Genomic DNA, 26,361 nt, shown 5'->3' with positions numbered 1-26,361 from the left:
ACGATGAGTACTTTCCGACCAGAACTTCACGTCACCGCAGACAGTGGCATCCTCGAGGGGCCAGCCGGTGTCATTTTCGATGGACGCGGAGGCGAAAACAACTGGCACATTTTCTACCAGTACCGCCCAACGCCGGACTCTCCAAGCCGTTGGGGCCACAACATTAGCGAGGGCGACCCGTTTAGCTGGGTTGAATGCAACGATGCGATCGTCCCGGCCGGTGGTGAATCAGCTGTCCGTGCAGGTGCTGTAGTTGGCGCGCCGGAAGGCATCTACCTGTACTTCACCTCAGCAACCGCTGCTGGCAACACCATCCAACTGGCCCATGCACCTGAGCTCGAGGGATTGGGCGACGAGCTCCTCGAAGATCGAAATGCTACACCTGGTGTGCAGCGACTTGGCGATATCGTTGAAGACACACCGGAATACAACAACTTCCGTTCGCCGTGTGTCGTTCCTGATTGGAAAAACGACGAACGCGAAGAGCACGACGGTTGGCTCATGCTCGCTGTGACTGGCAGCGTCGATTCCCCGAAGCCGGTAGTGCTTCGATCAGAGGACGGCATCGAGTGGCGCTTCGAAGGACCGCTCACATTTGACGGTGATCCCGGCATCGATCTCGATGAAACACTGGTCGCGCCACGCATTTGTCGGCTGCGCGACGAAGTGGACTCCAGGATCTATGATGTCTTCTTCTTTACTCTGGAGAGGGACGGTAAGGATCGCTCTGCCTATATCATTGGCAAGCTGGAGGACAACACGTTCCGAGTCACCACGCCTGCGCAGGCGCTCGATTTCGGCCATGATTTCACCCGCCCTCGCAACACCAACTACCTGCCGGTAGCGATGGACCCTTCGCAGCGATACCAAGGCACCTACCTCTTTGGTTTCATGACTCCGTCTGGCCGCCAAGGCTCCCCGACAAAGGAAGCAAACTGGGAGGCTGAAGGCTGGGCAAATACGCTCACCCTTCCCCGCTATGTCACGCTCCAGGACGGCCACCTCTACCAGGTGCCGGCGCCTGGGCTGCCCGAGGCGGTGAGCACCACTCGCGGCGCGCATCTCTGGACCGCCCTGTGCGAGATCCCTGATGGAGGCAGTGTCGTCGCGGAGATCATTGACGGAAATGGTGAGGTCGCCGCACGGGTCACTCACGGTGGTAACAAAATCACCGTTGATCGATTCGACGGCCAGGTAGCCGAAGCAGAGATCAGCGAGGACGAAGAGGACACCATCGCGGTCATCGTGGACGGCTCAACCCTCGAGGTCTACGCCGACGGCGGTGCAGTCGTCATGTCCTCACGCATCTGGCCGGAGAACGGGTCCATCGGCATCCGCTCGCGCGCGAAAGAAGGCGCCACCATTTTGAACGAATGGCGCCGCAGCCGATAACCGCTGTTTAGTTGGACGCCTTGCGCAGACGCACCAGCTGCGCATGCGCAGTCACGGTCATGTGATCTGGCAAGGCATCTAGGCGGCGCGCCAACTCGCCACGCTCGATATGGCGCGCGGACGGGCTCATGCCCACCTGTGCCGCGATGGATTCGCGGTCCAGGCGCATCGGAAAGACAAGCTCCTGTGGATCTTCAGCCAGCTCCAAATGCCCTTCCGCCTGCTCAACCAGGCGGTCCAGCTTGCCTGGTTCCACGCCTAATATACCAAGTGGCTCGCGTAGTTCGTCGAGGTGGCCCTGGTCCGCGATGAGCGCGATAACCTGTCCATCATCGGCCAGCACTCGAGCGAACTCCGCCGGGTTGCGTGGGGCGAACACCACCGTGATTGCGTGGACGCCCCCAGTGGCGATGGGCAGCTGCTGCCACACATCAGCAACGATCGAGCCAATGCGCGGGTGCGCTTTCGCTAAATACTTCGCTGCTGGAACCGAGATATCGAGCCCGACGCCGCGGGCGCCCAGCACGGAGTCAAGCGTATGCGAAAGGTAGTAGCCGGTCCCCGCACCGACCTCAAGAATCACGGGGTGATCTTCCTCTGGCGCGCTGAGGTCAAGCACATTTTCTACGTGCTCAGTCATCGCTTCAACAAATGGGGCGAAGTGCCCTTGCGACAAAAATGACTCGCGGGAGAGGATCATCTCCAACGAGTCACCGACATGTTGCAGGCCTTTCCCACTCGCCAACGTGACGTAGCCTTGCTTCGCCACATCGTAAGAGTGGCCGCTTTCGGAAACGAGGCGTGAAAACTCTTCTTCGCCACGAAGAGGAGTAAGGTCTACGGGATCTGCCAGCACATCAATTATGTCTTTGAGCATGCTGGGTATATTACCTTAAGTTTAGAAAATTCTTATCCTACGGCTTCGATCAGAAGATTACCGAGTTCAGCGGCCTCTTCCTTGCTCATCTCAATAACCAGACGGCCACCTCCGTCGGACGGAATCCTCATGACGATCTTCCGGCTTTCCTCAGCGGCTTCCATTGGTCCATTACCGGTGCGCGGCTTCATTGCTGCCATCTGTCGCTTCTCCTTCAGTCAAAACGTTTGTATCCAATACTACGCTGTTTTCGGTCAGCTGACTGATAGCAGGCGCAAACCCGTACTTCTCTCCGAGCGCTGTGAGCAGGTCATCAACCTGGTCCATCCGGTAGCCTCGGTGCACTACTTCAAGGTGTACATCGCCAATGTTGCCCTCTTCAACGGCGAGACGGTTCGCGGACTTCACGTCCTCGGTCTCCATCATCGGGGGCAGCTGTTCACCACGCCCAAACAGTTGTGCAAAGAGCAAAAAGCCAAGCACGCAAAAAATGGCGATGGCGATAATCAGGATGATCCAAGAAAGCATGTCATCATACTAGCGTTCAGCGCGCGGAATTTCGCACCAGGGCGGTCGTTGAACTGTCTTCAGCCCTGAGTCAGCCTGACCTAGCGCCAACGCTCGATCAATGATTGTCGAGGCCACCACCTCTGCCATTGGCCCCAACTCCGCCATAGGGCGGTTGCGGTGTACCCGGCTCCCGAGGTCCACCTCCGCTATTGCAGTACGGCCGTACCTGGCATAAGTATCGATAAGCAGACCAGACTCGACGCCGTAACCGGCAACGAACGGCAGCTGCAACGCCGTGTCTCGCCGAATCGCGTATTCGCCGGACAGTGGCTGACTGATATCGCCCAGATCTGGGAAAAACCTACGCAGGAGCGGTTTTGCGGTGAGCTCAGTGACTCGCCCGCCTCCCGTTGGATTCCCGTGTAGCGCGCGCACGTAGCGGGCTTTCACGAGGTGTACCTCCGGGTTCTGGAGAGGTTTCGCGAGGGCGTCAATCCACCACGGATGTAGGGAGGTGACGTCAGCGTCGACAAATACAACGTGCGCGCCTCGCGCTGCCTTCACTCCTCGCCACAAGGCTTCACCCTTGCCTTCCTGCGGCTCAAGGGGGCTCACTTCACGCCAGTTGACCACCCTAGCCCCCGCGCGTGCCGCGATCGTTGCTGTGCCATCAGTTGAATCTGAGTCGATGACGAGGACCTCGCCGCCGCAAAGGACCGCGTTGGATGCACGGCAGCGCTGCACGACCTGCCCGACGGTAGCGGCCTCGTTGAGGGCCGGAATGACAACACTGACGCGCACTAGGCAAGCCCCCGCACAGTATTGAGTGGCGCCATGTTGCCTTGGATGGCGGCGGTCATCCGGATGACGTCGAGGGTCTCGGCGACTTCGTGGACGCGAAACGCCGCGACGCCTCGCGCCGCGGACCACGCCGTGGCGGCGAGCGTCCCAGCGACGCGCTCTCCGACTGCGCGGTCGAGCGTTTCGCCGACGAAGTCCTTGTTGCTCAGCGCCATCAAGACGGGCCACCCTGTGGCAACGAGCTCATCGACGCGGCGTAGCAGTTCGAGGCCGTGGAACGTGTTTTTGCCGAAGTCGTGGGTCGGGTCGATCATCACGAGTTTCTCAGGCACGCCGCAAGCGACTGCCCGTTCGGCTAACGCGGTAGTCTCACGGATGACATCGGCAACGACGTCGTCGTAATGCACACGGTGCGGGCGAGTCCGTGGTACTGCACCACCAGTATGAGAGCACACGTATCCCACACGGTGTGCTCCGGCGACCTCGACAAGCTCTGGGTCGTAGCCTGCCCAGGTGTCGTTAATGAGGTCAGCGCCGGCACCGATTGCGGTCTCAGCGACATCGGCGCGCCAGGTATCGACGCTGATGCGGACGGACGGGTGGCGCTGCCGAATACCCTGGATGACCGGCACTACCCGCTCGATCTCTTCTGCGGGGTCAACCTCATCCCCGGGGCCTGCTTTCACCCCGCCGACATCAACGATCGACGCACCTTGCGCAATCACGGTATCCGCACGGTCGAGCGCTTGCTCGATCGCAAACGTCGCGCCTTTGTCGTAGAACGAATCGGGCGTCCGGTTGATGATGGCCATCACCTCTGCGATGCGGCGGTGCATGTTTTAGACGTCCTCGTTGTCGGTATCTCGTAGTCGAGCGTCCGTCATCACCTTGTGCGCGTGCACGATGTGCGCGATGGCGTCGTCGACGGAGTCGGTAACGTAAAACAGGGATTCGTCGCCTGGCGAGATCAAACCGCGGCCCAGCAGCTGCTGTTCAATCCAGGCAACCAACCCAGACCAGAATTCGGAGCCCATCAGGACGATCGGGAAGTTCGTCACCTTTTGCGTCTGCACCATCACGAGTGTTTCAAACAGCTCGTCCATCGTTCCGTACCCACCTGGCAGTGCGATGAACGCCTGCGAGTACTTCAAGAACATCGTCTTGCGGGCAAAGAAGTATCGGAAGTTCAGGCCGAGGTCGACCCAATCGTTGAGGTTTTGCTCAAACGGCAGTTCAATACCGAGTCCAACCGAGATCCCGTCAGCGTCGTGGGCACCGCGGTTCGGGCCTTCCATCAAGCCTGGGCCTCCGCCGGTAATCACCGCGTAACCCGCCTCGACCAGCGCTTTGCCCACTTCACACGACAGCGAATATTCTTCAGTCCCCTCGTTGAGTCGCGCGGAACCAAACACCGTCACGGCTTTCGGCAGATCGCTTAGCGCATCAAAGCCCGCTACAAACTCGGACTGGATCCGCATCACGCGCCACGGGTCCGCATGCTTCCAGTCGTGGTCACTGTAGCCCAAGGATTCCAAGAGGCGCCGGTCGTGCGTCGTCGGTTGTTCGGCGTCTTCGCTGCGCAGCATGATCGGCCCACGGAGCTTTCGGCCTTTATCCGGACGTGGGGACTTGTGGGGTGCCATGGTTCCTTCCTTCCTCGGTGCACGCTGGGTTCGGCGTTGGATTCGACTCTGCCAAAAACTCCTGCGGGAGGCCAACGGACCCCCGGCTTTTCGGCCGAGTCCAACACATTGCGTCTGTACGTTTAAGATGACAAGCATGTTACAAGGAGCGCAGGCCACAGGTATTGCCAATATTTCTCTGGACGGGACGGTACTCGACACCTGGTACCCCTCACCCTCAATTATCGACGACCCCTCCGGCCTCACCTCCGGGTCCCGACGGGTGAGCGCACACGAGCTCGGCGATGCGTTTTTAAGCCTGGTCGGTATGGACTCTGACCGCCTGGTCGAACATGTGCCGGTGCGCACCACAATCGCGGACCTTTCCCAACCTCCGGTGGATGCCCACGACGTATACCTCCGGCTCCACCTGCTCTCCCACCGTCTGGTACGTCCTTTCGAAGTTAACATGGAAGACTGCCTCGAACATCTCGAACCGGTGGTGTGGACGAATAAGGGCCCGTGCTTGGCCGATAACTTCGAGTTCGTGCGAACTCGCCTGCGTAGCAGGGGCAACATCCACGTCTACGGCATCGAGCGACTCCCCCGTATGGTCGACTACGTCGTGCCAACAGGTGTCTCAATCTCCGAGGCGGAGCGCGTGCGCCTCGGAGCCTACTTGGCTCCGGGAACGACCGTGGTCCGCGAAGGCTACGTCTCGCACAACTCCGGCGCGCTTGGTCCGGCGAAAATTGAAGGACGGCTTTCTTCTGCTGTCACGGTTGGCGAGGGCACCGAGGTTGCGTTGTCGGCAGTGTTGATGGCCATGCGCGGCAGTGGGCATAACCGGGTTCCGTTGCGAGTGGGCCGCAATTGCGTACTTCACCCCGCATCGGGTGTACTCGGGGTAGATCTCGGGGACAACTGTGAGATCGGTGTCAATGTGATGCTGGAGCCGTCGACAATTATCTACGACACAAGAAATGAGACACATATTCCAGCAAGTGAGATTGCTGGTCAGAGTGATATCACCATCAGCCAGGAGCCCGCGAGCACAACGCCGGTACTCCGCGCACGAAACAGTTAACGCTCAACTTTTGCGGGCCGAGTTGGCCCGCCACGCAACGACACGTCGATAAATGATAGGCATGAAGCCACATGAGTGTTTAAGGTAATTGCCATGTCTTTGAAAGCTTCTTCGGTTGTTGCCCCCACTCGGGCGTCGACATCCCTACAGCGCGGACTCAAGACCCGGCACCTCACCATGATGGGCCTCGGCTCAGCAATTGGTGCCGGGCTCTTTCTCGGCACTGGTGTGGGTATCGCCGCAGCAGGCCCCGCCGTCATTATTGCCTACATGATCGCGGGCGCAATCACCGTCTGCATCATGCAGATGCTCGCGGAGATGGTTGCCGCTCGCCCGTCCTCCGGAACGTTTTCCACCTACGCGGAGCAAGCCTTCGGCCCGTGGGCCGGCTTTGCTATCGGCTGGCTGTACTGGTTCATGATGATCATGATCATGGCGGTCGAGATCACCGGTGCTTCCGCCATCATCGCTTCCTGGCTGTCTGTTTCTCCGTGGATCCCAGCCCTGACAGCAATTGTTATTTTCACGGCGATCAACTTTGCCGCGGTGCGAAACCTCGGCGAATTCGAGTTCTGGTTCGCGTTGATTAAGGTCACCGTAATTTGTCTCTTCCTCGCCCTCGGCGTAGCGCTGTGGCTGGGGCTATTGCCAGGAACGTCGTTCGTCGGCACAACCAACATTGCCGAGTTCGGGTTCATGCCGAACGGCTGGGGTGGCGTCGCTACGGCGCTGCTCGCGGTTGCGTTCGCGTTCGGCGGCATCGAACTCGTCACAATCGCCGCCGCCGAATCAGAAGATCCAGAGGTCGCAGTACATTCCGCGATCCGCTCCATTATTTGGCGCATCGGCATCTTCTACATTGGCTCCGTCTTGCTTATCGTCCTGCTGCTGCCGTATGAGGACATCGGTGGGGCGAACAACGCCTCCGAGTCCCCATTCACCGCAGTACTGCACCTGGCGAACATCCCGGGCGCGGTAGGGATCATGGAGGCCGTCATCGTCATTGCGTTGCTCTCCGCGTGCAACACGCAGATCTACGGCTCCTCAAGGTTCCTGCACAACCTCGCCCTGCGTGGTGACGCTCCCGAAGCTTTCGCACGCACCGACCACCGTGGCGTACCGATGCGTGCCGTGATCCTCTCCGTGTTCTTCGGCTTCGTGGCTGTCGCACTGCAGTACTGGAACCCGCCGGGACTGCTCGCATTCCTGCTCAACGCCGTCGGCGGCTGCCTGATCGTGCTGTGGTTTGCCATCACTTTCTCCTTCCTGCGCATCCACCCGCAGCTGGTGAAGGGAGACGAAATCACGCACGTCCGCATGTGGGCGCCAGGCGTGCTGCCGTGGGCAACCGTTGTCCTGGCGGGAGCCATCGTGGTGCTCATGCTGACCAACCCTGACGGTCGCTTCCAAATGTTCGCGGTAGCAGTTGTCGTGGGCATCATTTCAATCGCTGGCGTCCTCTGGACCCGCACCGACACTTTCCAACAGCGCGCTAAGGACGCCGCCGAGAGGAACATTCGATGACTACACAACACAACGCTGAAACAGACGACGCCACGCTGGGGACCGGCCTCAAATCGCGTCACCTAACCCTGATGGGTTTGGGCATGGCGGTAGGCGCTGGTCTCTTCCTCGGAGTGGGCGTCGGCATCCGAGCCGCAGGCCCCGCCATCTTGGTCGCGTACGCGATCGCAGGCCTGATTGTTATCTCGGTTATGCGTATGCTCGGCGAGATGGCTGCAGCCCGCCCATCCTCCGGCTCGTTCGCAACGTATGGGCGCCAGGCGTTCGGCCACTGGGCAGGCTTCCTGTTGGGCTGGCTCTACTGGTTCCTCCTCATCATGGTTGGTGGCGCCGAGATCACCGGCGCAGCCGCAATCATGTCCGGCTGGTTTGATGTCCCACAATGGGTTCCGGCGCTGGTCACGGTGGTATTCTTCGCCGTCATCAACCTCGCGCAGGTGAAGGGCTTCGGTGAGTTTGAGTACTGGTTCGCCATGATCAAAGTGGCCGTCATTCTCCTCTTCTTGGTCATCGGCGCTGCGCTTTTCCTTGGCATTCTCCCGGGCCACGACTTCGTCGGCTTGGACAATGTTCGGGAGTCAGGCTTCATGCCGAACGGCTTCGCCGGCGTCGCCGCTGGGCTGCTCGCCGTGGCGTTCGCTTTCGGCGGTATCGAGGTTGTCACCATCGCGGCGGCGGAGTCGGAGAACCCCGCACAGGCCGTCAAGCGCGCAGTCAACTCCATTATCTGGCGCATCGCGCTGTTCTACATCGGAAGCATCATCGTCATCATCTTGCTGATCCCAAACGCAGAGATCGACGGCGCCGACTCCGCGGCGGACTCACCATTCACGCAGGTGCTCAGCATGGCGAACATTCCTGGCGTCGTCGGCTTCATGGAAGCCGTCATCGTCCTGGCGCTGCTGTCCGCGTTCAACGCCCAGATTTACGGCACGTCTCGCCTCGCCTACCAGCAGGCACTCGAGGGAGACGCCCCACGCTGGCTCCGCGCCACGAACAAGAACGCTGTCCCAATGAACTCCGTATTGGTGTCGATGTTCTTCGCCTTCGCTGCGGTCGGCCTGCAGTGGTGGAACCCGCCGGGGCTCCTCGACTTCCTCATGAACGCCGTCGGCGGATGCCTCATGGTCACCTGGGTGATGATTACGCTGAGCTATATCCGCCTCCACCCGCAGATCAAGCACTCCGCGGTGCAGGTCCGCGGAGCGAACTGGGTGCCATGGGCAACGCTGATTGCGCTTGTGGGACTCACGGTACTCATGCTTTTCGACGCCTCCACCCGAGGCCAGATCATCGCCGTCCTGATCGTCTCCGCGGTGCTGATCGGCGCATCTTTCCTAGTGCGCCGCACCAAAGAAGGCGCCTAGCGGCAAGGGAAACTAGGACGTCTCGGACGTTTTCGGAGCTTGTTTCGGCTTCGAGAACGTCCAAATTTTATTGATGATGTAGTTCACCGGCGTTGCGATGAGCGTCGCCAGCCCCTGTGACCAGTAGGACTTCGTGCGAAGGCCCGTAGAGTCGTCGAAAATGTGATCTGGCAGCCCAATTGGGGAGTTTGGGTTCATAAACAACGTCAAGAACACCAGCGAAACGACAAACGCCATCACACCCGTGGCGAGGAAGGGGAAGAACCCTCGGATCCACGAACGACGTTGGGGCCCGCGGAACGTCCACGACCGATTGAGCTGGTAGTTCCATGTATTTGCCACGAGGAACGCCACGGTAGCGAGTACGTGGTACCACCGCACATTAAAGCGAGTGCCGAAAAGGTTGAAAAAGATATCGCCTTCGTGAAGGTCAAACCCGGCGTCGATTGCCTTCTTGGCGATGTAGAACACCACCAAATTGACCACGACGCCGGATCCACCCACGATGCCGAAGCGGAGAAATTCGCGCAGGCTACGAACGACACGCGTCCCAAGACGCTCAGTTGAGGTATCCACAGGGGCTACTCCGAGAGTCGCTGCGCGGCCCCAGCGATGGCCTCGTCGGAGGCCGTGAGGGCGACTCGGACATGCTGCGAGCCGCCTGGGCCGTAGAAGTCCCCTGGCGCGACCAAGATGCCACGCTGCGCGAACCAGTCGAGCGTCTGGCGGGCGTCTGCCCCGTCCCTACGGGTCCAGAGGTACAGCCCTGCCTCGGAATGGTCGACGCTACATCCGGCATCGAGCAGTGCGCGCAACAGCGTCACGCGGCGGTTGGCGTAGCGCAGCCGCTGGAGCGTTTCGTGCTGATCGTCCTGGAGCGCAGCCAGCGTTGCGGCCTGGATCGGCCCCGGCATCATCATCCCGGTGTGCTTGCGCATCAGGAGAAGCTCCTGCACGAGTGACTCGTCTCCGGCGATGAATCCGCTTCTGTATGAAGCCATATTCGAGGTTTTCGACAGCGAGTGCATGACCAAAAGGTTGGTATTGTCGCCGCTACTGACCGCCGGGTCGAGCAACGACACCGGGGCACGATTTTCGTCCCACGCCAGGCCCATGTAGCACTCATCAGACACGATGATCGCGCCTGTCTCCCGCGCGAAGTCGACCCACACACGCATCTCTTGTGCTGAGAGCACGCGTCCGGTTGGGTTGCTTGGGGAGTTCAAAAAGACCAGCGAAGCGCCATCGACAGGAGCGTCGGAGCGCACGACCTTGCAGCCTGCAAGTACCGCGGCAACCTCGTACGTTGGGTACGCGATCTCCGGGATCACCACGGTGCCCCCACGCAGGTTGAGCATGGTCGGAAGCCACGCGACGGCTTCCTTGGTGCCGATAACTGGAAGCACCGCGTCAGCGTGCAGCCCGTGGATGTTGTATCGCCGCTGCAGGGAATCCGCGATCGCTTCACGCAGGGCTGTTGACCCCTGCGTCGGCGGATACCCAGGAATTGCTGCATGTTCGGCCAGCGCAAGCTGGATAGACGGGTCGACGGGGTCTACCGGTGTTCCGATTGAAAGGTCAATAAGTCCACCGGGGTGGCTAGCAGCCTTCTGCTTGACGTCAAGGATGGTATCCCAAGGGAACTCCGGCAGTTGCTCCCCCAAGCTGGCGCGATCGTGCGTGCTCATGCAGTATTAACCGTCCTGGTTCTGCGGTGGAAGCGCCTCCACAAATGGGTGGTCGAAATCTTGAGGCCCAAGCTTGGTTGCTCCGCCTGGCGAGCCAAGCTCGTCGAAAAAGCCGGCGTTTGCGTCGTAGTACTCTGCCCACTCTTCTGGAGTGTCATCCTCGTAGAAGATAGCTTCTACTGGGCAAGCTGGCTCACATGCACCGCAGTCGACGCACTCGTCTGGGTGAATGTAGAGCATGCGCTTGCCCTCGTAGATGCAGTCGACTGGGCATTCTTCGACGCAGCTGCGGTCCATTACGTCCACGCAAGGTTGAGCAATCACATAAGTCATGCGTTACAGTATGTCACTTTCGACCGAAAAGGGGCCAAACGCCCCCACTCAAGCCTGCAAAAAGCAGCACAAGGGTCAGCGGGCTCGCAGGAAGCACCATCGCCCCGCTGGCTGGGAGGGCACTCAGCAGGACGAAGAAGCCCGCCACCCAAACGGTAAGCGGCACAAGCTTGACCAGCACAAGGTCCGACCACAACGCTGCGGTCTTCGTCAGCACGCTGTTAAAGAGCGCCGCGATGACTGCAGTAAACGGCACCGCGATTCCTGCGATTCGTGTGTCCAAGTTGACAGCCTCCAGCAAAAGTGAAATAAGCGCGCCGACGGAAAGCCAGATGACTCCCGCTACCTTCTCTCCACGGGGGATATCGGTTTTGTCGCGGGTGTCAGTCATCGCTCAAGGCCACTGAGCACGTCAGCCTTATCGACGACCGCTTCGCCCCCACCGAGCTGGAAGTGCTCAAACGGCTGAATTGGCTGCACGATCAAGTTCGACAGTGCGTAGTACATGACTGGACCGTTGCCCAGCACCGAATGTGGGTTCGTCGCGCTCGTCCGGCCATCCGCGACCCAGATCTGCGTCGCGTGTGCAGCCATCGCGGCAATCTTTGCACTGTACGCCTCGTCGTCCAGGCGCACCGAGACGTCGACGCTATCGACGCCGTCGAGCTCACCTGGCTCGGGCAGCCGCCACCCTTCAGGCGCTACCTGCGGCAGCAATGCATCCGTTTCATCCCTCCTACGCACTGCCCACAGGATGCGCGGGATATCGAACTCCTCAGCGGCCTCATGCACGATCTCGTGCGCACGAATGTGATCCGGGTGCCCATACCCGCCGTCAGGGCCGTAGGTCAGCACAAGGTGCGGGCGCTCCCGGCGCAGCACCTCAAGCAAGGCATCAACCGCGCGACGCCCACTATTGACGAACGCGCGAGGGTTCTTGCTGGCCTCCGACCCCTCCATCCCGCTGTCGCGGAAACAACCAGCACCGCCAAGGAACTCACCGCGAACACCGATCGCATCAAGGGCGCCGTGCAGCTCCGCGATACGGAACCCGCCGAGCTGGTCACCGTGGTCATTCGTCAACAGCTGGTAGGGCTCGCCGATCACCTCACCTTCCTCACCTAACGTGCACGTCACTACAAGCACGTCTGCTCCGCGTCGCGCTAGGTCGAAGAGTGTCCCCGCCATGGTGATGGACTCGTCGTCGGGGTGAGCGTGCACAGCAAGGACGCGATAGCCCTGTAGGTCACGGGAGTTGTGCATGGTTGTTCCGGTCTCCTTCGTCTCGTTTCGGCTGCAGGCGCCACGAAGCGGCCGTCGATAAGCCTGCTTGCCAGTTATTCAAATCTGTATCCGGCCCGATGATGCCCTCCCCGAGGGCGATGATACGACGCTCGCGCGCAATCGGCATCCATAACGCCTCCTTCTCGAGTACATCGTTGACCGCCCGCGTGGCCTGCGTCAGCCCGTACGAACCTGCCAGGATTTCCTTCGCAAGCGCGACAGAATGCAGCTCGCAAAAACCGGCAAGGTTGCCCGCGCGCGGGGCGCCCGCAACGCAGTCCAAGCGGCTCGCAGCGTCGGACAAATTCTCCGGGTCGTGCTGCCACGCCACCAGGACGTCGACGGTGTTCTCTTCCAAGCCCGAGCGGATCAGCGAGCCGAAATCAGTCGCCACCACTCGCGCTGTCACCCCGCGTGCCTGCAGCATGTCCACCATCGACCTGGCTGCCGCGATCGCAGTTGGGTCCGCAAGGTCCGCACCAATCCGAATAGCGCCATGCAACGCGACATGCGTGTACACAGCCTGAGGGTCCTGTGCGCTCACACGTCCGTGCTCCGCAACCGCGACGTCAGCGGTACGGTCCAACGCGATGCTTGCCAGCAGCGGGATATCAATCAGGGAACGCAGCTCCGCGCGTACCTCCGGAGACATTCCGGAAGTAGCAGACAGCACAGCGCCAAGCACCCGTGGCGAGTCTAACGTCCTCGACTGCACGCCCGGCACCAGGTCCAGAACGCGACTCGTGGTCTCCCCTGGCACACGGTCGACAAACGCGAGCTGGCCGGTTCGCAGTTGGTCCGCAATCTGCGTCGTGCCGCGCACCGCGTGCAGCGTCAAAATATCAATCTTGGCCGGGTTCGCTGCCCAAAAACGATCGTTACGGTTCAACGTGATCGTCCCGCGTCCGCGATCCACTCCGCGCACCATGTAGCGGCCAGCCGAGACAGGAATCGTTTCGCGCAGCGCCACGCCGAAGTCCGAACCATCTGCCGCGAATACGTGCGCAGGCAGCAAGTTATCAAAAAGCCCGCGCCAGTCAGCGACCGGCTCCGAAAAGTCGACGTCAACAACCTTGCCAGTCGCACCACTGACGCGTACCGCCTCAATTGCACGGTACCCGGCCGGGTTTCGCACCCCTGGTGTGGACCGCATCCCACGCCACAGGTACGCAAAGTCGGCTCCAGTCACCGGCGTGCCATCAGACCACTGCGCCGTGTCACGGATGATGTAACGCACCGTCATCGCCTGCGGCGACCCAGCGACAACCGTCGCCCCATTCAGCAGCGCGGAGTTTCTGACCCCGTTATGAAACGCGCTAGGAAGCACAAGGTTCGCCACGCTTCGAACAACCGCTGATTCGTCAGCGATCAGATGCGGGTTGAGCCCGTTGCGAAGCGAATCGACGCCAACATCCACCTGCGAGCGTGCTCGCGTCTTCCCCTCCGGCTCCGCAGAGGCGGTAGTAGTTGTGTCCTGCTCGTACATCTCACGCGCCGCGGCATCACTTGGGTCCACCAGCGGTGGCGGCCCCGGCGACGCAACGCAAGCAGAAAGCGCGGCCACGCTACAGCACGCAAGCAGCGCCACGCCGACTCGCAGTGGTCGCGAGCGGCGTGGCGCTGAAAAGTGGTGCGGATTCATCGCAGTAGATACTACCGCACCAGTACCTGACTACTTATTGCGCTGCTTTGCGCGGGAACGGGCACGGCCCCGCTCCGTGGAATCGAGGATGATCTTGCGCACACGCATTGCCTCCGGGGCGACCTCGACGCACTCGTCGTCGTCGCAGAACTCAATTGCCTCGTCGAGGGACAGCGTGCGGGCCTTCGCCAGCGTAACGGTTGCGTCAGCGGTAGCGGAGCGCATGTTCGTCAGCTTCTTCTCCTTCGTGATGTTGATATCCATATCCTCATCACGATTGTTCGCGCCAACGACCATGCCTTCGTAAGTCTCTGCGCCCGGCTCAACGAAGAAGTCACCACGGTCGGCAAGCTGCGTCAGCGCGTACGCAGTAACCTGCCCAGAACGGTCGGCAACCAGCGAGCCGGTTGGGCGCCCCTTGATCTCGCCGGCCCAGGGGCGGTGCTCGATCGAGTAGGAGTTCGCAATGCCTGCACCACGGGTCTCGGTCAAGAACGTCGTGCGGAAACCAATCAGGCCACGAGCCGGAACGTCGAACTCCATGCGAACCCAATCGCCGGAGCCCGTGTTGCCCATCGCCGTCATCTGGCCCTTACGAGCCGCCATCAGCTGGGTAACAGCGCCCTGGTGCTCGGAGGGGACGTCGATAACCATGTGGTCGTACGGCTCGTACACCTTACCGTCGATCTCCTTGGTCACTACCTGCGGCTTACCAACGGTCAGCTCAAAGCCTTCACGACGCATCGTTTCAATCAGCACGGTCAGGGCCATCTCGCCGCGACCTTGCACTTCCCAGGTGTCCGGGCGCTCGGTCGGCAACACCTTGATGGAGACGTTACCGATGAGCTCCTGGTCCAGGCGCGCCTTCACCATGCGGGCGGTCAGCTTGTCGCCACCGTTACGGCCTGCCATCGGCGAGGTGTTCACACCGATCGTCATCGAAATTGCGGGATCGTCAATCTTGATGCGCTCGAGCGGCTCAATGTGGTCGACGTCGCACAGTGTGTCACCAATCATGATTTCGTCGATGCCCGACACTGCAGCGATGTCACCCGCGACGACGCCGTCCTTCGCCGGAACACGGTCGAGTCCCTCGGTGACCAGTAGTTCGGCGATCTTCACGTTCTTGACGTGCTGCTCGCCCTCGGAGTCGTAGTGCACCCACGCGACCGTGTCGCCCTTCTTGACAGTGCCCTTGTACACGCGAATCAACGCGATACGACCCAGGAACGACGAGGAGTCAAGGTTCGTGACCTGCGCCTGCAGCGGCGCGTCGATCTCGGCGGAAGGCTCCGGCAGCACGTCGTAGATGACGTTGAATAGCGGAAGCAGATCATCGTTGTCCGGCAGGTTGCCATTGCCCGGGTTCTCGAGCGATGCCCGGCCGGCACGACCCGACGTGTACAGCACGGGGAGCTCAAGCAGATTTTCCGCAGCTTCAGCTGCCTCCGGGTCTTCGAGGCCGGCGCCGAGCTCCAGCAGCAGGTCCTGCGCTTCCTCGACAACCTCGTCGATGCGGGCGTCCGGGCGGTCAGTCTTGTTCACGCAGATGATGACCGGCTTCTTCGCTTCCAGTGCCTTGCCCAGCACGAAACGAGTCTGCGGAAGTGGCCCCTCGGAGGCGTCGATAAGCAGCACAACGCCATCGACCATGGACAAGCCGCGCTCGACCTCACCACCGAAGTCAGCGTGTCCCGGCGTATCGATCACGTTAATGACGAGGTCGGTGCCGTCCCTACCCTTCCCCTTGCGGCGGATAGCGGTGTTCTTGGCCAGGATGGTGATGCCACGCTCGGACTCGAGCTCGCCGGAATCCATCACGCGGTCACCGTGTTCGCCGTGGTCAGAGAATACGCCGGATTGCTCCAGCATTGCGTTGACCAATGTAGTCTTGCCGTGGTCAACGTGAGCGACAATCGCTACGTTTCGAAATTCAGGATGCGACACTGAAACCGGTGCTCCTTCGCATAGGTGGAAATAACGGTTAAATGCTACTCGCAAAGCATCAAACATGCACCTTACAGCCCGCCCACCACTTGACCCTGTGACAAAAGTGACTATTGTGACTAGGGTTATGGCTTTTCGACGGCCACCCATACTCGTCATGCGAAGGAAAGTTAGGTCACTCCGTGCACCCCTCCCACCTCACGCGTCGCGCCGCCCGACACCTTACTGCGCTCTGCGCTGCGTGCACACTCGTCGTCGCGCCGCTGGCGAATGCGCAGCAGCCCAACATCCCGTCATCTCTCTCTTCTGCTGTTGATAGCCTCGGACGCCCAACCAATGACACGGCTGCCCGCATCAACCAGTTCGCCGATCAGCCTTTCGTTCCGCCACAGGTCGCCAATGCACTGCGCACGGCCGTGAACTTCTTTGCAGGTAAAGGAGAACTTGGCGGCCCACCACTGCCGAACGATGCTCCCGCCTTTACGCAGTTCTATTGGCCGACGGTGTCCAGCAACTGCATCGGACCAGGACTGCACTCCACCGCCTCCGCGCTCGTCGTACCGGGCCCCGCTCCAACACCAGCCCCCGGCGCTAAAGCTGGGGAAGCCACATTCGTCTTTACTGCCCTTGGCACCCCACCCGCCGCAGAACGCCAAGGTCTCATGAACGCGTACTGGATCAACCTCAACACCGGCAAAACCGGTGTAACACCACTCGCGAACAATCAGATAAACCCAACAGGACCAACCACCCTGTCCGCGACCGCTAAAACAGGAGCTGGAAAGGTCCTCGCAGTGATAGACGGTGCCGCACGCACCAAGAACAATGTCTGTCACTTCGCTCCGACAGCAGCACAGTTCAACGTAAGGTAAGCGCCCTATGACCGTCGACCTTCATCCAGTGAAGCAGGAAACTTTCGACACTTCGTCGAAGATCAACACCGACCCTAAGGGATTCCTGCGCGACGTGGATGTCTTCACGACGACCGATTTCGGTCTGTACATGGCCCGCGGCGCCAATCACCCAAGATTCGGGTACTTGGAAAGCTGGCTACTTCCGTCCCTCGGCCTTCGCGCAAACATTTTCCACTTCCGCGAAGGTATCGACGTGCAGCAGGACTTCTACTTCGACGTCGCAGACATCATTGAACACGACGGCGTCTGGCAGACCCGCGACCTCTACGTCGACCTTGTGTCGGTGACCGGCCGTCCTATCGAAGTCCTTGACATTGACGAGCTCGCCGCAGCTACCTCCGCCGGACTCATCACTGCCAAAGAAGCCGAACGTGCGATGGAGGTCACTCTCAACGCTGTCGAGGGAATCACCCGACACGGAGACAACGCAATGCGCTGGCTCAGCGCGCTTGGCATCGACTTAACCTGGGCAAAGAACGTTACGCTCACCCCGGCTGACTAGCAACGTTCGATAACCGCGTCGAAGTACACGGCACCCCGCCGCACACGTTGTTCCTTTTCCTGGGCTGCCCACATGTCCCAAAACCGCGCGTACTCTGGATCGCGAAGCAGCGCCCGCGAACGGCGCAGAGACTCCGCCGCATCCACCCACAATGTGTTCACGCAGCCACGTGCCCTCGCCGCCACGATCGAACCCTCAGTGACAGCCCCCACGCCCTCAACGATCAGATCCGAAGTCGGGTCCAGGCTCACCCACTCCCCACGACAATTGCGTTCCCAATCCCAACGCCAGTACCCAGGATCCTGCAGTGAGAGCACGTCACGTGCCACGATCCGCGCGCCTTCCTCAAGCCCGTTCCAGCCGGGATAGAACTCATCGCAATGCACCACCGGAATGCCCAGCGCAGCACCGATTTGCTTAGCCAGTGTGGTTTTACCTGCGCCGGAGAGGCCGTCGATAAGCAGTGTGTACGCCATGACCTACGAGACGCTCCACACTGGCCGGAAGTACCCAGTAGCAACCGAAAGCCCCAACGCGACGCACGCAACGGCAATGCATATAGCCATGACAACCCAATCGCGCCTGGTAAGCCGAGACTCTCGAGCCCACGTACGCTTTTGAGGGCCGCCGAATGCTCGGGCCTCCATTGCCGTCGCCAGCTTGCCCGCCCTGCGCAGCGACATCACCAATAAGCCGAAGGCCAACGAAAACCAGTACTTCACACGCCCCGTATCCGCAATGCCACGGGCACGACGCGCCATCCGCATCGCCTCAACATCCTCACGAAGCAGCGTCAACATGCGAAACGCAGCCACTGATCCCAGGACAAAACGCTCCGGCAACTTCAGCACTTGTGAAAGCCCATCACCGAGATCAGTCGGATCTACATGCGCAGACAGCACAATCACGGGCAGTGCGATCGCGAACACGCGAAGCACCATGGACAGCGCAAGCGAAATGGAAAGCTCCGTCACATGGATGAGCCCCCACTCCAGGTACGTTGCTCCCCCGGACTGGCCGTACAACGCCATCGGGATACCCGCAAGCGGTGCAACAAAAAGAATCGGCAGCGCACGCTTAAAAAACGTTCCAAATGACAGTCCACACAGCGGCACGACCGCTAGCGTGAACACGATGGCGACAACAGCAGAAACCCAATCGATTGTCACCATCAGCGGCGTGGTCAACAGAGCCAGCCCAAGGATACGGGTTACGGGGTTAATGCCGTTGAGCAAGTTCATGCGTCCACCTCATCTACGGGACCTGCGTCGTTGCGCAGCTCCTCCATGTGGTCGCCCAACGAACCAACGAACGCCTCATCGTGGGTAATAGACATAATCGTCTTCCCCTCATTGGCCAACTCACGAATCAACGAAACAATCTCAACAAACGTTCGATCGTCTTGCCCAAACGTAGGCTCGTCAAGAATAAGCAGCTCAGGGGCGTTGACCAGGGCAGTCGCAACTGAGAGTCGGCGCTTCTCCCCACCCGAAAGCGTAAACGGGTTGGCATCCACCACATGGTCAAGCCGCAAACGCTGCAACAACTCGTCCACGCGATGTTTCGGCGCTCCCGACAATGCGACTTCCTCACGCACATTTGCGGTCACAAACTGGTGCTCCGGTTCCTGGAACACATAACCGATCCGCTGCGCTAAGTCCTTCGACTTCCAGCGGTGCGACGGCGTAGTCAAACCGTTCCGAATACGCAGCGAGTACTCGATAGCGCCACTCAGAGGCGCGACGAGTCCCGCCAACGCCTGCACGAGCGTCGTTTTCCCTACACCGTTCTTGCCTGTAATCACGGTCGAGAACCCCTCCGGCACCTCAATGTTGCGAGGGGACCCGAACGCCACCTGAAGGTCCTCAGTACGCAGCGCGAAATCCGTGTTCACCGGAACGTCTAATGCTGGCGGCAACTGCGGCGGCATCGGTAGCTGGTCAGGGCCGCTAGGCTGCAGCCCCTCTGCGGTGAGGTGATAGAAGGTATCCACGAAATCAACCCAGTGCGCAGGTCGGTGCTCTACCACGATCAGGGTCGCCCCTGTCCGGCGGCACACGGCATCGACCGCGCGCACCACATCGTCGCGTCCCTCGGGATCAAGGTTCGCGGTGGGCTCGTCCAACAAGATGATGTCCGCGCCCATCGCCAACACGCCTGCCAGCGTTAGTCGCTGTTTCTGCCCACCGGAAAGGTGCGCGGTGTTGTGGTCCAGCGGCACGTCCAGCCCCACGGCATCGAGGGCCTCATGCACGCGCGGCCAAATCTCCTCAGGACAAATCCCCATATTCTCAGCGCCAAACGCAACGTCATCCCCAACACGAGTCAGGATGGTTTGGGCCTCGGGGTCCTGCATCACCATGCCGACCGTGCCGTTCACCTTGACCGTGCCAAAGACTTGCCCATCCTCACCGTGCGCTGCCAACCCGGCAAGCACTGCGAGCAGCGTTGATTTACCCGCACCAGAATCGCCAGTAAGTAGGACCCGCTCCCCACGGGAGACGGTCAAGTCCACACCGGTAAACGCAGGGTTCGGGCGCGTTGCGTGCTTATAGCCCAGGCCTTGCGCCTGGATGACCTGGTCTCCCACAGCCACCGAGGCTATACCTCCTGCTGGAAACGCTCGCGTCCTGCACCAAACCGGTCAAGCGCACCAGTCTTGGCCAGTGCATCAACCAGAAGCTTCCCAACAATTCCGGCCAGCAACGCACCAGATACCAGCATGCAGCTGAGGTAGATCACGTTGAACGCCAAGCCCATCGCGAAGTTGGCAGACAAGAACAGCTCAAGTACGAACGCACCTACTGCACTGCCCATGCCGGCAAGAACTGCAACCGTCGTCGAAAACTTCTTATACGCGAAGATCAAGAACACAATCTCTGCGCCAAGGCCCTGTGCGAGCCCGGAGTACAGCGTCTCAATCCCCCACTGACTTCCGATGACAGCAGACACCGACGCCGCAAGCACCTCGACGAAAACCGCAGCGCCAGGCTTACGGATAACCAAGCCACCCAGCGTTCCACCGAGGAACCAAATCCCGGTGAACAGGCCACCAAGGCCAGGGGTGAGAGCGTCGAAGGCTTTAAAGCCCGCGTACCCGACGCTGTTCCACATCCAAAAGATGAGCCCGCACGCCACCCCCAAAACAGCTGCGGTAACAATATCAATAACACGCCACGAATGGCTTCCACGCGTATTCATACGCTTACATTCCTTCCTAAACGCCGGCATTATCCGGATCAGGTTCAACGGTTCGCTGTTGCATCTCAGCCTTCGCTTTTCTTTCCCACAAAGGCACCCGTGTATGAATTTGTGACAATACTGTACATTCCTAAACGCTACGCCACAATCGCGGCGTTCATAACCTGGATTGTGGCGTAACGTTTTGGAACAATTGGGCAGGTAGGACCTACTCTCCGACGCCCAACTCAATATTGAGCCCAGGTACCGAATTAATCAGGTTTTGTGTGTACGGATCCTGAGGGCTATCGAAGATGTCATCGGCCCGGCCCTGCTCGACGGCCTTACCTTGCCGCATCACCACGATGTCGTCAGCCGTCTGGCGGACCACCGCGAGGTCATGCGTGATGAACAGGTACGAAAGCCGCATCTCCTCCTGAAGATGAGTGAGCAGTCGGAGAATCTGGTTCTGCACGAGTACGTCCAGTGCCGACACTGCCTCATCCAGGACGATGACCTCCGGGTCCAGCGCCATCGCACGTGCAATTGCGATGCGCTGACGCTGACCACCGGACAGCTCATTCGGGTATCGACGCATCGCCGATCGCGGCATCTGCACCAAGTCGAGCAACTCCGCTACTCGTGCCTCGCGCTCCTTCCGGTTGCCGACCTTGTGCAGCGTCAACGGCTCCTCAATGCAGCGATAGATGGAGTACATCGGATCCAGCGAACCGTACGGGTTCTGGAATACCACCTGCATCTTGCGACGCATATCAAACAACTCGCGGCCCTTAAGCTTTGCGATGTCTTGCCCTTCGAACAAGACTCGTCCACTCGTTGGCTCCAACAACCGCAGCGCCATGTTCGCAACCGTCGATTTGCCGGAGCCGGACTCACCAACGAGTGCTAGTGTCGTGCCGCGCCGAACGTCAAACGAGACGTCGTCGACAGCACGCAGCACCTTCTGCTTGCCTTTCTGTCCGCGAACGTCGAACTCTTTCACCAAGTTCTGCACGCTCAGCACCACTTCTTCAGAATCATGGTGACCGGCAACAAGTTCTTCGTCAGATTCAATACCTTTCGCCTTCGCGCTCTGAATGCGTGCGGATGCCAAGGAAGGAGCGGCAGTGACAAGGCGCTTCGTGTACGGGTGCTGCGGGTTCCGCAGAATCTGCAGGCTCGGCCCCTTCTCCACGATCCGCCCGCGGTGCATCACCAGCAGGTGATCCGCGCGCTCGGCGGCCAGACCGAGGTCGTGTGTGATGAACAGCAGCGCCGTGCCGAGTTCCTCAGTCAACGTCTCCAAGTGGTCGAGAATCTTCTTCTGCACCGTCACGTCCAGCGCGGACGTCGGTTCGTCAGCAATGAGCAGCTCAGGGCGCGCGGCAAGGCCGATCGCGATGAGTGCACGCTGGCGCATACCACCAGAAAACTCGTGTGGGTATTGCTTGGCGCGGCGCTCGGCCTCAGGTAGGCCGGCTTCCTCGAGCAGTTGCACGACGCGTGCGTGGCGCTCAGAGCCCTCCACCACGTGGTTTGCGCGAAGGGACTCTTCCACCTGTGTACCAATACGCCACACCGGGTTCAGGTTGCTCATCGGGTCCTGCGGCACAAGACCAATCTTGTTGCCTCGGACCTTCTGCCATCCCTTCTCATCAAGCTCTGTCAGCTCTTCGCCATTCAGCTTGATGGAACCGCTCGTAACCTTGCCCGTCCCAGGCAGCAGCCCCAAGATGGACATCGCTGCGGTGGACTTGCCCGACCCCGACTCGCCCACGATAGCGATCGACTGGCCTGGATAGATCGTCAGGTCGAAATCGCGAACCGCTTCGACAACACCGGTGGTCGACTCGAATGTGACTTTCAGGTCCGCTATCTCGAGTAGCGGTTGATCTTGTAACTCGCTCATCGTTTCCTCGATTTAGGGTCAAGGGCGTCGCGCACAGCGTCACCCATCATGATGAAGCTCAGCACCGTCAGTGCCAAAGCAATTGCAGGGTAGAACAGCACCATTGGCTGTGTCCTCAGAGATGCCTGCGCAGCGGAAATGTCGCCGCCCCACGACACGACTGTCGTCGGCAAACCGATACCTAGGAACGACAGGGTCGCTTCTGCGACGATGAACGTGCCCAACGCGACGGTGGCGTACACAATGATTGGCGCAGCCGCGTTCGGCAGGATGTGTGAGAAGATGATCCGCACGTCGCTCGCGCCTAGCGCGCGGGCAGCTGTCACGAATTCGTCATTCTTCACACCCATCACGGCGCCGCGCGCGATACGTGCAATCTGCGTCCAGCCAAACATGGAGAGCGCGAACACCACCATCCAGATGGAGCGCTGGTTCTGGAACATGGACATCACGACGATCGCTGCCAGCACGAGTGGCACAGCGAAGAAAATATCCGTCAGGCGGGACAGCAGCGTGTCCCAAATGCCACCATAAAAACCGGCGATCGCGCCGATCAGTGAACCTAGGACCGTCACGACGATCGTAGTAAGCACACCGACTGTGACTGACGCACGTGCACCATAAACTGTACGAGCGTAAATATCGCAGCCTTGACGATCGAACCCGAACGGGTGGCCAGGCTCAGGCGTGCCGAGCGAGCGAGAGAGCATACACTCACGCGGGTCCACGCTAGTAAACAGGCCCGGCACCAGGGCAAGCAGAATGGCGAACAAAATCAGGAGTGCGGATACCCAAAACAGGGGACGGCGTCGCAGTGCTCGCCATGCTTCACCCCACTGACTCGTGGGGGCAGACTCGTCCTGCACTGCGTCAACGGCACCAAGTCCGGTTTCGTCCGTTTCCGCGATGAAATACTCCTGCCCAGCGCGGGCAGCTGCTGTGAGATCTTGAGAGTTATGCATAGCGGATCCTTGGGTCAAGTACTGCGTAGAGCAGGTCAACTATCAGGTTGGCAACGATGTAGATGATCACCAGCACGGTGGTAAAGGACACGACTGTCGCCGGTTCACCTTTAATGATGGCCTGGTAGATCGTGCCACCGACACCGTTGATGCCGAAGATGCCTTCTGTCACAATCGCGCCGCCCATGAGCGCACCGAGATCAGCGCCCAAGAACGTCACGACTGGGATGAGAGAGTTCCGTAGCACGTGGCGAGACATCACCGTACCTTTTGACAGCCCTTTAGCGCGTGCGGTGCGCACATAGTCCGCGCGGAGGTTGTCACTGATGGATTGCCTGGTTAGTCGAATCACGTACGCACAGGACAAGGCACCCAACACGACGGCCGGCATGAGCAGAGCGATGAAGGACTCGTTTCGCCCCACCGTTACGGGGAGTAGGCCCCAGCGCACGCCCACAAGGTACTGGAGGACAAAGCCAATCACGAAAGACGGCACGGCGATGACGAACAGCGACACAACCAACACAGTCGAGTCGAAAATACCGCCACGACGAATGCCTGCAAAGAATCCGAAGAGGATACCGAAGAACGCTTCGAATGCCAGCGCCATCAGGCCAAGTTTAATGGTGACCGGGAATGCGTTTGCCATCACCGAAGCAACTGGTTGCCCGGAGAACGTCTTTCCGAAGTCACCGACCATGATCCCCTTCAGGTAGAGCAAGTACTGGACGAGGAAAGGTTTGTCGAGGTTGTATTCGGCTTCGATGCGTGCTCGCGCAGCTTCGGTTAAGCCACGGTCGCCGCCGAGGGCCTGGACAGGATCACCGGGCATGAGAAACACCAGTGCGTACAGCAGCAAGGTGGCCCCAAAGAACACGGGAATCATCTGAAGGAGCCGTCGCCCGATATATCGCAACATAGTTGCAGGCTCTCCTTATTCTTCGTAGTGAAAATGAGCTTGTGGACGCACCCAAACCCAACACCCCGCATGCTTGTACGCAGACGGGGTGGGGATGGGTAAGAGCGTAGGGAATATATTACTTCTTGGTGATTTGGGTATACACCGGAACGGACTTCCAGTTGAACGCAACGTTTTCAACGTTTTCCGAGGAGCCACCGTTGACGTTCGAGTACCACAGTGGGATCGCCGGCAGGTCCTTCAGAAGCTGCTCCTGCACCTTGTTGTAGATAGGCGTTGCGGCTTCGACGTCGCCCGCAGCAGCTGCTTCCTTCAGCAGGTTGTCCACCTCAGGGTTTGCGTAGTCACCATCATTGGAGCCACCGTTGGAGGCGTACAGCGGACTCAGGAAGTTACCCAGCGACGGGTAGTCTGCCTGCCAGCCGGTGCGGAACGCACCCTTGATGGTCCTGTTTGTGACGTCGTCACGCAGAGACTTGAAGTCTGGGTATGCGTTACCGACTGCGTCGATACCGAGGGTGTTGCGGATGGAGTTCGCAACAGCGTCGACCCATGCCTGGTGGCCGCCGTCAGCGTTGTAGGACAGGGAGAACTCGCCGGTGAATGGTTTGATCTTGTCGGCCTCAGCCCACAGGCGCTTGGCTTCCTCTGGGTTGTACTCGAGCACCTCCGCCCCGTTCAGAGAGTCCGAGTGGCCAGGGATGACTGGCGAGGTGAAGTCGGTCGCCGGGGTGCGGGTGCCCTGGAAAATCGTCTTCGTGATTTCGTCACGGTCGATCGCCATAGACAGTGCCTGGCGGCGCAGCTGGCCTTCCTCACCGTTGAAGTGCTCAAGGTTCTCCGGGATGGTGAACGACTGGAAGATTGCCGACGGCTGGTTGACCGCACGGTCACCCAACTCGGATTCGTAGCTTGCGAATGCAGAATCCGGAATAGCGTCCAAGACGTCCAGGTTGCCCGCGAGCAGATCAGCGTACGCCGCGTCCTGCTGCGCGTAGAAGACGAAGGTCACACCGTCGTTCTGTGGTTTCTTTTCACCTGCATACTCTTCGTTCGGGACAATGGTTGCGTCCTGGTTGTGGTTCCACTCAGCCAGCTTGTATGGGCCGTTGGAGATTGGGTTCTCACCGTATGCGTCGATGTCCTCAAACGCGGATGGGTGCATCGGGAAGAACGCGGAGTAGCCAAGGCGGGTTGGGAAGTCTGCCTCTGGCTGAGCCAGCTCGATAGTAAAGGTCTTGTCGTCGACGACGTTCAGCCCTTCGAGGGTTGGCACACCTTCTGGGTCGTAGCCCTTGATGGATTCGAAGAAGCTCTCGCCGAGCAGCGAGTTCGCAACAATGTAGTTCCATGCATCGACGAAGTCGTTCGCTGTGACCGGCGTGCCATCCTGCCACTTAATGCCGTCCTTCAGGGTGACCTTGTACAGGGTATCACCCTCGAGGTCGATGGACTCTGCGAGGTCGTTATGAATCTTGCCCTCGGTGTCGTAGTAGACAAGACCGGAGAAGATCTCATCGATGATGCGTCCGCCACCGACCTCGTTCGTGTTGCCCGGGATGAGCGGGTTCTGTGGCTCAGTGCCATATACCAGCACATAGTCGTCGCCGCCGGTCGACTCACCCTGACCGCTCGCGGCCTCGTCGTTGCCGGATCCACCACACGCAGCCAATCCGAGTGTGAGGGTTCCTACCGCCAAGATCGCTGCTGCTTTTACTGTCCGCACAGCGCCTCCTTCAGATTGTTGTTAGCTAGCTTCAATTGCATTCACCCAAGTGGACTACATCACACTTGAAGAAGTGCCCTCTATTCCACCACACAAGATTGCGACATTGGTAAATAATTCAGGTTTCCTGCATGGTTTTACACTTTTGGGGGTACTTTCTGCCAGCTCCTTCACA

27 protein-coding genes and 1 riboswitch are annotated in these 26,361 nt (G+C 59.9%); of the genes, 6 read left to right on the top strand and 21 right to left on the bottom strand.

The features are described from left to right. Positions 1–3 precede the first annotated feature (3 nt). Positions 4–1,392 (top strand): GH32 C-terminal domain-containing protein, encoded by a 1,389-nt coding sequence (locus BJP08_RS07770; protein ID WP_071569047.1) that lies wholly within the window; start codon positions 4–6, stop codon positions 1,390–1,392. 7 nt (positions 1,393–1,399) lie between these two features. Here BJP08_RS07770 and BJP08_RS07765 read toward each other — a convergent pair whose 3' ends face one another. Genes BJP08_RS07765 through BJP08_RS07740 form a run of 6 tightly spaced genes read right to left on the bottom strand, consistent with a single transcriptional unit; the run spans position 1,400 to position 5,223 of the window. Beyond that, positions 1,400–2,269, bottom strand: coding sequence for an SAM-dependent methyltransferase (locus BJP08_RS07765; RefSeq protein ID WP_071569046.1), 870 nt, complete (start codon positions 2,267–2,269; stop codon positions 1,400–1,402). A gap of 32 nt (positions 2,270–2,301) precedes the next feature. Beyond that, positions 2,302–2,469 (bottom strand): DUF3117 domain-containing protein, encoded by a 168-nt coding sequence (locus BJP08_RS07760; protein WP_071566913.1) that lies wholly within the window; start codon positions 2,467–2,469, stop codon positions 2,302–2,304. Continuing rightward, a complete protein-coding gene (locus BJP08_RS07755) occupies positions 2,441–2,797 on the bottom strand; it encodes a hypothetical protein (protein ID WP_071569045.1) in 357 nt (118 codons plus the stop codon). Before BJP08_RS07755 ends, BJP08_RS07760 begins: the two co-directional genes overlap by 29 nt. 9 nt (positions 2,798–2,806) lie before the next feature. Then, positions 2,807–3,580: a glucosyl-3-phosphoglycerate synthase gene (locus BJP08_RS07750; protein ID WP_071569044.1), complete on the bottom strand. Its 774-nt coding sequence runs from the start codon at positions 3,578–3,580 to the stop codon at positions 2,807–2,809. Further along, complete coding sequence (gene folP, locus BJP08_RS07745; RefSeq protein WP_071569043.1) at positions 3,580–4,416, bottom strand: dihydropteroate synthase; 837 nt, start codon at positions 4,414–4,416, stop codon at positions 3,580–3,582. The genes BJP08_RS07750 and folP overlap by 1 nt, the downstream gene beginning before the upstream one ends. 3 nt (positions 4,417–4,419) lie before the next feature. Beyond that, positions 4,420–5,223 carry a TIGR00730 family Rossman fold protein gene (locus BJP08_RS07740; protein ID WP_071569042.1) on the bottom strand — a complete coding sequence of 268 codons (804 nt, stop codon included), beginning with the start codon at positions 5,221–5,223 and terminating at the stop codon, positions 4,420–4,422. 127 nt (positions 5,224–5,350) lie between these two features. Between BJP08_RS07740 and BJP08_RS07735 the strand changes: the two genes are divergently transcribed. The 3 genes from BJP08_RS07735 to BJP08_RS07725 all read left to right on the top strand — a co-directional run bounded on the left by BJP08_RS07735 (position 5,351) and on the right by BJP08_RS07725 (position 9,180). Then, the gene (locus tag BJP08_RS07735) at positions 5,351–6,289 is read left to right on the top strand and encodes a succinyltransferase (protein ID WP_071569041.1); all 939 of its coding nucleotides are present in this window, start codon (positions 5,351–5,353) and stop codon (positions 6,287–6,289) included. Between the two features lie 93 nt (positions 6,290–6,382). Continuing rightward, positions 6,383–7,813 (top strand): amino acid permease, encoded by a 1,431-nt coding sequence (locus BJP08_RS07730; RefSeq protein ID WP_071569040.1) that lies wholly within the window; start codon positions 6,383–6,385, stop codon positions 7,811–7,813. Beyond that, complete coding sequence (locus BJP08_RS07725) at positions 7,810–9,180, top strand: amino acid permease (protein WP_071569039.1); 1,371 nt, start codon at positions 7,810–7,812, stop codon at positions 9,178–9,180. The genes BJP08_RS07730 and BJP08_RS07725 overlap by 4 nt, the downstream gene beginning before the upstream one ends. 12 nt (positions 9,181–9,192) lie before the next feature. On the opposite strand, the gene BJP08_RS07720 is transcribed toward BJP08_RS07725, so the two are convergent. Genes BJP08_RS07720 through typA form a run of 7 tightly spaced genes read right to left on the bottom strand, consistent with a single transcriptional unit; the run spans position 9,193 to position 16,074 of the window. Continuing rightward, positions 9,193–9,756 carry a GtrA family protein gene (locus BJP08_RS07720; RefSeq protein ID WP_255364801.1) on the bottom strand — a complete coding sequence of 188 codons (564 nt, stop codon included), beginning with the start codon at positions 9,754–9,756 and terminating at the stop codon, positions 9,193–9,195. A 5-nt stretch (positions 9,757–9,761) separates the two neighbouring features. Next, positions 9,762–10,868 (bottom strand): succinyldiaminopimelate transaminase, encoded by a 1,107-nt coding sequence (gene dapC, locus BJP08_RS07715; protein ID WP_071569038.1) that lies wholly within the window; start codon positions 10,866–10,868, stop codon positions 9,762–9,764. A 6-nt stretch (positions 10,869–10,874) separates the two neighbouring features. After that, positions 10,875–11,201 carry a ferredoxin gene (gene fdxA / locus BJP08_RS07710; protein WP_071569037.1) on the bottom strand — a complete coding sequence of 109 codons (327 nt, stop codon included), beginning with the start codon at positions 11,199–11,201 and terminating at the stop codon, positions 10,875–10,877. A gap of 13 nt (positions 11,202–11,214) precedes the next feature. Then, positions 11,215–11,592 carry a hypothetical protein gene (locus BJP08_RS07705; protein ID WP_071569036.1) on the bottom strand — a complete coding sequence of 126 codons (378 nt, stop codon included), beginning with the start codon at positions 11,590–11,592 and terminating at the stop codon, positions 11,215–11,217. Then, positions 11,589–12,464, bottom strand: a complete 876-nt coding sequence (gene mshB / locus BJP08_RS07700; protein WP_071569035.1) for an N-acetyl-1-D-myo-inositol-2-amino-2-deoxy-alpha-D-glucopyranoside deacetylase — start codon at positions 12,462–12,464, stop codon at positions 11,589–11,591. The genes BJP08_RS07705 and mshB overlap by 4 nt, the downstream gene beginning before the upstream one ends. After that, entirely contained in the window at positions 12,448–14,127 is a 1,680-nt protein-coding gene (locus BJP08_RS07695; RefSeq protein ID WP_071569034.1) for an ABC transporter family substrate-binding protein, read from the bottom strand. Before BJP08_RS07695 ends, mshB begins: the two co-directional genes overlap by 17 nt. A gap of 30 nt (positions 14,128–14,157) precedes the next feature. After that, a complete protein-coding gene (gene typA / locus BJP08_RS07690; protein WP_071569033.1) occupies positions 14,158–16,074 on the bottom strand; it encodes a translational GTPase TypA in 1,917 nt (638 codons plus the stop codon). Positions 16,075–16,256: 182 nt separating this feature from the next. Between typA and BJP08_RS07685 the strand changes: the two genes are divergently transcribed. Together BJP08_RS07685 and BJP08_RS07680 are read left to right on the top strand one after the other, a co-directional pair. Further along, complete coding sequence (locus tag BJP08_RS07685) at positions 16,257–16,946, top strand: hypothetical protein (protein ID WP_071569032.1); 690 nt, start codon at positions 16,257–16,259, stop codon at positions 16,944–16,946. Positions 16,947–16,953: 7 nt separating this feature from the next. Next, positions 16,954–17,490 carry a DUF402 domain-containing protein gene (locus tag BJP08_RS07680; RefSeq protein ID WP_071569031.1) on the top strand — a complete coding sequence of 179 codons (537 nt, stop codon included), beginning with the start codon at positions 16,954–16,956 and terminating at the stop codon, positions 17,488–17,490. Here BJP08_RS07680 and BJP08_RS07675 read toward each other — a convergent pair. The 8 genes from BJP08_RS07675 to BJP08_RS07640 form a co-directional block, all read right to left on the bottom strand. After that, a complete protein-coding gene (locus BJP08_RS07675) occupies positions 17,487–17,966 on the bottom strand; it encodes a hypothetical protein (protein ID WP_071569030.1) in 480 nt (159 codons plus the stop codon). The genes BJP08_RS07680 and BJP08_RS07675 overlap by 4 nt on opposite strands. Positions 17,967–17,969: 3 nt before the next feature. Further along, positions 17,970–18,731 (bottom strand): energy-coupling factor transporter transmembrane protein EcfT, encoded by a 762-nt coding sequence (locus BJP08_RS07670; protein ID WP_071569029.1) that lies wholly within the window; start codon positions 18,729–18,731, stop codon positions 17,970–17,972. Then, positions 18,728–20,080, bottom strand: coding sequence for an ABC transporter ATP-binding protein (locus BJP08_RS07665; protein ID WP_071569102.1), 1,353 nt, complete (start codon positions 20,078–20,080; stop codon positions 18,728–18,730). Before BJP08_RS07665 ends, BJP08_RS07670 begins: the two co-directional genes overlap by 4 nt. 11 nt (positions 20,081–20,091) lie before the next feature. Next, complete coding sequence (locus BJP08_RS07660; RefSeq protein WP_071569028.1) at positions 20,092–20,691, bottom strand: ECF transporter S component; 600 nt, start codon at positions 20,689–20,691, stop codon at positions 20,092–20,094. Then, positions 20,687–20,802, bottom strand: a riboswitch (TPP riboswitch). Its footprint overlaps the gene before it by 5 nt. A 97-nt stretch (positions 20,803–20,899) precedes the next feature. Beyond that, positions 20,900–22,579 carry an ABC transporter ATP-binding protein gene (locus tag BJP08_RS07655; RefSeq protein WP_071569027.1) on the bottom strand — a complete coding sequence of 560 codons (1,680 nt, stop codon included), beginning with the start codon at positions 22,577–22,579 and terminating at the stop codon, positions 20,900–20,902. Then, a complete protein-coding gene (locus BJP08_RS07650; protein WP_071569026.1) occupies positions 22,576–23,541 on the bottom strand; it encodes an ABC transporter permease in 966 nt (321 codons plus the stop codon). The genes BJP08_RS07655 and BJP08_RS07650 overlap by 4 nt, the downstream gene beginning before the upstream one ends. After that, entirely contained in the window at positions 23,534–24,460 is a 927-nt protein-coding gene (locus BJP08_RS07645; protein WP_071569025.1) for an ABC transporter permease, read from the bottom strand. The genes BJP08_RS07650 and BJP08_RS07645 overlap by 8 nt, the downstream gene beginning before the upstream one ends. A gap of 118 nt (positions 24,461–24,578) precedes the next feature. Beyond that, entirely contained in the window at positions 24,579–26,186 is a 1,608-nt protein-coding gene (locus BJP08_RS07640; protein WP_071569024.1) for an ABC transporter substrate-binding protein, read from the bottom strand. Positions 26,187–26,361 lie beyond the last annotated feature (175 nt).

The sequence above is a fragment of the Corynebacterium sp. NML140438 genome, assembly GCF_001875725.1.
Lineage (GTDB): Bacteria > Actinomycetota > Actinomycetes > Mycobacteriales > Mycobacteriaceae > Corynebacterium.
This window is presented reverse-complemented; position numbering and strand designations above follow the sequence as displayed.

What these genes read in the sequence shown, in the direction of transcription:
- folP (WP_071569043.1), bottom strand. Translation starts at nt 4,416, where the DNA reads ATGCACCGCCGCATCGCAGAGGTGATGGCCATCATCAACCGGACGCCC.
- BJP08_RS07765 (WP_071569046.1), bottom strand. Translation starts at nt 2,269, where the DNA reads ATGCTCAAAGACATAATTGATGTGCTGGCAGATCCCGTAGACCTTACT.
- mshB (WP_071569035.1), bottom strand. Translation starts at nt 12,464, where the DNA reads ATGCACAACTCCCGTGACCTACAGGGCTATCGCGTCCTTGCTGTGCAC.
- BJP08_RS07695 (WP_071569034.1), bottom strand. Translation starts at nt 14,127, where the DNA reads ATGAATCCGCACCACTTTTCAGCGCCACGCCGCTCGCGACCACTGCGA.
- dapC (WP_071569038.1), bottom strand. Translation starts at nt 10,868, where the DNA reads ATGAGCACGCACGATCGCGCCAGCTTGGGGGAGCAACTGCCGGAGTTC.
- BJP08_RS07770 (WP_071569047.1), top strand. Translation starts at nt 4, where the DNA reads ATGAGTACTTTCCGACCAGAACTTCACGTCACCGCAGACAGTGGCATC.
- BJP08_RS07730 (WP_071569040.1), top strand. Translation starts at nt 6,383, where the DNA reads ATGTCTTTGAAAGCTTCTTCGGTTGTTGCCCCCACTCGGGCGTCGACA.
- BJP08_RS07705 (WP_071569036.1), bottom strand. Translation starts at nt 11,592, where the DNA reads ATGACTGACACCCGCGACAAAACCGATATCCCCCGTGGAGAGAAGGTA.
- BJP08_RS07660 (WP_071569028.1), bottom strand. Translation starts at nt 20,691, where the DNA reads ATGAATACGCGTGGAAGCCATTCGTGGCGTGTTATTGATATTGTTACC.
- BJP08_RS07735 (WP_071569041.1), top strand. Translation starts at nt 5,351, where the DNA reads ATGACAAGCATGTTACAAGGAGCGCAGGCCACAGGTATTGCCAATATT.
- BJP08_RS07755 (WP_071569045.1), bottom strand. Translation starts at nt 2,797, where the DNA reads ATGCTTTCTTGGATCATCCTGATTATCGCCATCGCCATTTTTTGCGTG.
- BJP08_RS07675 (WP_071569030.1), bottom strand. Translation starts at nt 17,966, where the DNA reads ATGGCGTACACACTGCTTATCGACGGCCTCTCCGGCGCAGGTAAAACC.
- BJP08_RS07680 (WP_071569031.1), top strand. Translation starts at nt 16,954, where the DNA reads ATGACCGTCGACCTTCATCCAGTGAAGCAGGAAACTTTCGACACTTCG.
- BJP08_RS07740 (WP_071569042.1), bottom strand. Translation starts at nt 5,223, where the DNA reads ATGGCACCCCACAAGTCCCCACGTCCGGATAAAGGCCGAAAGCTCCGT.
- BJP08_RS07645 (WP_071569025.1), bottom strand. Translation starts at nt 24,460, where the DNA reads ATGTTGCGATATATCGGGCGACGGCTCCTTCAGATGATTCCCGTGTTC.
- BJP08_RS07760 (WP_071566913.1), bottom strand. Translation starts at nt 2,469, where the DNA reads ATGGCAGCAATGAAGCCGCGCACCGGTAATGGACCAATGGAAGCCGCT.
- BJP08_RS07670 (WP_071569029.1), bottom strand. Translation starts at nt 18,731, where the DNA reads ATGAACTTGCTCAACGGCATTAACCCCGTAACCCGTATCCTTGGGCTG.
- fdxA (WP_071569037.1), bottom strand. Translation starts at nt 11,201, where the DNA reads ATGACTTATGTGATTGCTCAACCTTGCGTGGACGTAATGGACCGCAGC.
- BJP08_RS07650 (WP_071569026.1), bottom strand. Translation starts at nt 23,541, where the DNA reads ATGCATAACTCTCAAGATCTCACAGCAGCTGCCCGCGCTGGGCAGGAG.
- BJP08_RS07655 (WP_071569027.1), bottom strand. Translation starts at nt 22,579, where the DNA reads ATGAGCGAGTTACAAGATCAACCGCTACTCGAGATAGCGGACCTGAAA.
- BJP08_RS07725 (WP_071569039.1), top strand. Translation starts at nt 7,810, where the DNA reads ATGACTACACAACACAACGCTGAAACAGACGACGCCACGCTGGGGACC.